Raw genomic sequence first — 4688 nt, 5'->3', positions numbered from 1 at the left:
ACCTGTAATTGTACCGACGATTTCGTTAGCTCTACGGCTTTTGAAGAACGATTGATGACAACAATCATGGAAAATGATAAAAGTTCGTATAACAAATCCGGATGCGATAAACGTAATCGGTAATGTGATCCAATAAGATATAGATAGGCTTAGATACGCAGCTACCCATAGTACGATTAAAGGTCCTAAGGTATTAATGAGCTGCTTGATACTAGCCCTCGTATTTGAGTTTTCATAAGGGGCAACCTGTTTTTTTAAGTTAGTTAGCGTGGATTGTGTCATCGTATCGTTCCTCCTCGATCTGGTGCGCAGGACTTGTTAGCGAATATCATTTGTAGTATCCTATCTTCATTATAGATATCGCTTTCAGTTCGTTGCAGTCATAAACATCATGTAGACGGCATGACATATGTCATATAGGAAAGAGAGAACCATTATTAATTTGCTTATCACACTTTTGTGTGCTATGATTGGTCAATAAACAGCTTTGACATAAACTCACATATTGAAAAAGTGATCATTTGTGTAATGGTGCCTTTTTCAATGTGTGATTTTTTTTGTTTGAAAAAAGCATGTTAATAACAATTTGGAGGTATTTTATTATGGAAACAGGAACAGTGAAATGGTTTAACGCAGAGAAAGGTTTTGGATTTATTGAGATGGAAGGCGGAAATGACGTATTCGTTCATTTCTCCGCAATTCAAGGAGATGGATTCAAATCTTTAGACGAAGGACAACGCGTAGAATTTAACGTAGCTCAAGGCAACCGCGGTCCTCAAGCTGAAAATGTTGTAAAACTGTAATCAATCCACAGTGAACTGTCCTTAACAAGTGTTAAGGGCAGTTTTTTTATTAGAAGGAGGAGCAAACCATGTATTTTCGAAAAAAATCGATTGAGGATCTCATTCAGGAAGACACGAAAGTCTGGGCATGTAATAATGAAGATTGTAAGGGATGGATTCGGGACAATTTCTCCTTTGAATATGTACCAACTTGCCACCAATGCCTTTCTCCTATGATTAGCAGTTTGAAAATGCTCCCTATCATTTCTAACTCCAATAAGAATTTAAAGTCTCTTCATAAAGGCAGACTGATCTCCTGATCAATGGACCGGAAAAACAAAGAAGAGAAGATCCAATTGGGCCTTCTCCCTCGCATTAGTCTGTGAACCTATATAGTTGTTCCCTTGTAAATGTCCATTCCGGGGTATTCAACTTTCCCTCAAACGAAGTGGAATACCAAGGATTACCCTCTCCATTCGCTCCATTCTCCAGAATGTGTATATCTTGCGCAGGTGTGTATCCCTGAGCTAGTAGAAAGAGCCTATCACCGGTTTTGGGGTTCTCAGCCATATCCAATACCACAATTGCATGTCCAGGCGTGCCCCCTTCCAGAAACACATCTCCAAGCTGCATCTCTGATAGYGGTACCTGTTTCATTTCCTTTGACAAGGACAACGTTCCTGCGTACGCAAATACCATGTTCAAATAGCTTCGAAACACCTCGTAGCTGTTGGAGGGTGCTCCTCGTTTGGCCCATGAGACMTTGTTGCCAGAAACGTCAATCCGATTCCCTTTCCTCCACGTTGCATAGTCAGCTTTAAAGCCATTCGTAAAATTGAAATGAATCTTATCAAAATTGCCAATGCCATACAGGTATTCCGCCCGCAGCCTCATAACCGCATCGGCGCATTGCTGCAAATCCCGCTCACCTACATCCACATCGAGCACAGCTTCGTAAACCTCTTTAGCCTTAAGATCCCCATTAAACAAATGTACCTTGGAACCATGTGGCTTCAGGGGTAGATTACGCAAATAATGCCCATATGACCCATCCTCTACGGGAACTCTCTCGTAGCCTTTCGGTAYGGCTATCCGGTCTATGACATTTGTTCCTTCGGCATGAATTAATTGTTGTTTGTGGGATTTGGTTCCCGAAAGAGTATCGGCGATTGTCGACCTTCCCTCCCCCGCGGCTGAGCATGAACTAAGCAACATCGCAGAAAGGGCAGTCATTGTTAGCCATTTTTTCACGTATTCTCAGCTCCTCTTCTCTACTCGGGTCTTTATCTTGTTAGGCACATCCCATATATCCCAATAATAGCATATTTATGATTATACTGGTTACTTTCAAAGTGCTTGTAAATTTCAAAAAAGAAAGCCGACTGACAATTAAACGTCAGCCGGCTAGATATACTTAACTTATTTTCTTATGTACACAAAGTTTTATCCTCGTCTGACTGGGATACCAGCTGGGAAGCTCTCGCTCCATTCCCCATTCTCATAACGGAGTTGAATCGTCCCRGTTGGAACATTCAGGTGTAAGGAAAATGATGTCCAGCTTGTAGGAAGCTTCGGACAAAACGCGATCTCTTGCCACCMCGGCTTCGCTGGCTTTAGACCTATAATATCCTCGATCAGTACTGGAATCGGCCCGCTTGCCCATGGATGGCATAAGCTAGTGTTCCACTTCTGATCTTTCCCCCATGCTTCGAAGCAGGTGGTTGCTCCTTCTTTGATCATATTCCCCCATGAGTGTTCATCATCGGCTGAGAGCAAGTCATAAATCAACCCATGCTCTCCGACCTCCGCAAGTGCCTTCATGACAAAGTAGGAGAAATAAACGCCGCATGCAAACCGCTTGGCGCGGATCATGTCAACAATCGCACTGACTGATTCCTCTGGAGCGATATGGAACAGCAGTGGGAGTACATTGGCATGCAGAGCATGATGCGTACTCTGCTCCGAGTCTCTAAACAAGCGGTTCTTCTCATCATAGAAAGCTGCTAAGAAGCTCTTTTTTAATCGCGGCAGCCGATTCTCATAAGCAACTTCGAGTAATTCGCGAATCTCGTTTACACTGCTTACACAGCCGAGATATAGCGCATTGATGACATTATGGCAGCCGGGACCGACTGGCCTGCTCAGATCAAAATCATAGTTGTCACGTAAATTTTGTGGCCAATCGACCAGATTCCATTTGTCCGTGAAATTTTCAAGTAATCCATCTTCACGCTCGAAATTCTCAAAATGTTTAAGTAAACCTTCCGCATACGGGTACATTTCCTGAAGGAATGCCGTATCCCCACTGTAACGATAATACGTCAAAACTTGCATCGGCCACTGCAAAGAGAAATCAGCTATTTCCTGCATGAAATGTCCTGGAACAACGGCCATAATGCCTTCACAGACGAACGAACTACGCCCAAATTGCTCAATAGCCTTGCGTGTCAGCCGTAAATCCCCACTGAGCAGCATGTGGGAGTGACCAATAATCGTATTGTCACCCAGATATTGCCCCTTCTCTCGGCTCGGACAGTCCACGAAATTTTCTTGGGATCCATATCGGACACCATTTTTGCAAATGTCAAAAATTTGATTCATCAACTCATCTGAGCTGTGAAGCAGACAGCTTTGGTCATCTAACGGATAGTGCCTGACCACCGCGTGGAAAGATTCCGGATTCAGCGCTTCCTCAGGCCCTTGCACTTCCACATAACGAAATGCCTTATAATCGTAGGTTTCGAAGTTATCTATGTCACCGGATAACGTCCACTGGTCATGATAAAGGCAATTGCAGCGCATTTCGTAGCGAACTGCTTTATCTCCAGGCAATAGCTCTTCCCCTGACATAATATGTACTTGTTCTCCCGCATTTCCTTGTGCACGCATGGCGAATTGGCCTGTCAACTCGCTTCCGAAGTCGATCAGATAATGACCTGCTGCAATCCGTTCGACATGTGTAGGCTGCTTCTTATATAGGGAGAGCAGCGGCGTTGGCTGCTGAACAAATGTATAATCCGTATGCTCCGCAGCTTCTGCATGTGCCCAATCTGAATCATCGTAGCTAAGTTCTGTCCAACCTCGCTCCGATAGCCTTGCATCCAAATGCTCTGTAAATTGCGTATCATAACCGAACGTCACTCCAGGTCGATTATCATTAACTCTCTTGGCTTTCCATGTTCGATCTGTCTTGATCAGTAAATGCTCGCCTGCCCAAAGTTCCGCTATGAGACCTTGTCGGTTATCGGCGCTGTTATAAGCGCGATTTAACAGCCCCTGATAGTAGACATGAACGGCTATTACATTTTCCCCAACTTTTAAAAAGGAACTTACATCTATACGATTGAAATAATAATGATTCGCATCACTCTGTGCGGGCCCTTGTCCAACGAACTCACCATTCATATACAGTTTGTAATAATCATCTGCAGTAAGATGAAGCCAGATCTTGTCCCCATCTATCACCTTGTCATCCAACATGAATACATTTCTTACATACCAATGGTGATGTTGTAAATCCGGGATATACGGTTCAACGGTAACCTCATCATGCTCTTTATGGTAAAGATAGGGTTTTTCCAAATTCATAAAAGCACGATCTGTCAGCCAATTGGCCTGCCACTCTTGTGTCAACCTGTCCCTCTCCTCTGCATGTGTGTAATGCTATCAGAATAAATCACAATTCCACTATTCGTGAGAACATAGGAAGATTCCTTTTCTTAACCAAAAAAAGCCCGATTTCTCAGGCGTTCTTCCACTTTACAGCAGCCCATTCTCATTTATTAATGGATTGTCCCTGACGATTTTTCTTACTCTCTTCATTGTATTCGGGTATTTGGGCACACCAGCGATTCGATCGAGCAGMAGCCACCTCAGGCAAGCCATCGCTTCAAAGATMTCCAATTC

At 43.6% G+C, this 4688-nt stretch carries 4 protein-coding genes and 1 pseudogene; 2 read left to right on the top strand and 3 right to left on the bottom strand.

Annotation, left to right across the window (positions count from 1 at the left end; all coding sequences use genetic code 11):
* Positions 1 to 282: pseudogene (locus AC1DLM_RS34825) on the bottom strand (fatty acid desaturase); the annotation flags it as partial.
* Positions 283 to 602: 320 nt separating this feature from the next.
* Here AC1DLM_RS34825 and AC1DLM_RS34820 point away from each other — a divergent pair.
* The gene (locus AC1DLM_RS34820) at positions 603 to 803 is read left to right on the top strand and encodes a cold-shock protein (protein WP_056625586.1); all 201 of its coding nucleotides are present in this window, start codon (positions 603 to 605) and stop codon (positions 801 to 803) included.
* Between the two features lie 68 nt (positions 804 to 871).
* On the top strand, positions 872 to 1102 hold the full coding sequence (locus AC1DLM_RS34815) for a cold-shock protein (protein ID WP_068669718.1): 231 nt from the start codon (positions 872 to 874) through the stop codon (positions 1100 to 1102).
* 55 nt (positions 1103 to 1157) lie between these two features.
* Here AC1DLM_RS34815 and AC1DLM_RS34810 read toward each other — a convergent pair whose 3' ends face one another.
* Positions 1158 to 2033 (bottom strand): DUF4846 domain-containing protein, encoded by an 876-nt coding sequence (locus AC1DLM_RS34810; RefSeq protein ID WP_477572556.1) that lies wholly within the window; start codon positions 2031 to 2033, stop codon positions 1158 to 1160.
* Between the two features lie 192 nt (positions 2034 to 2225).
* Complete coding sequence (locus AC1DLM_RS34805; protein ID WP_477572555.1) at positions 2226 to 4415, bottom strand: family 78 glycoside hydrolase catalytic domain; 2190 nt, start codon at positions 4413 to 4415, stop codon at positions 2226 to 2228.
* Positions 4416 to 4688 lie beyond the last annotated feature (273 nt).

The organism is Paenibacillus sp. 01T442 (assembly GCF_056398345.1).
The sequence above is the reverse complement of the archived record's forward strand: the minus strand, read 5'-3'. Positions and strand labels throughout refer to the sequence as shown.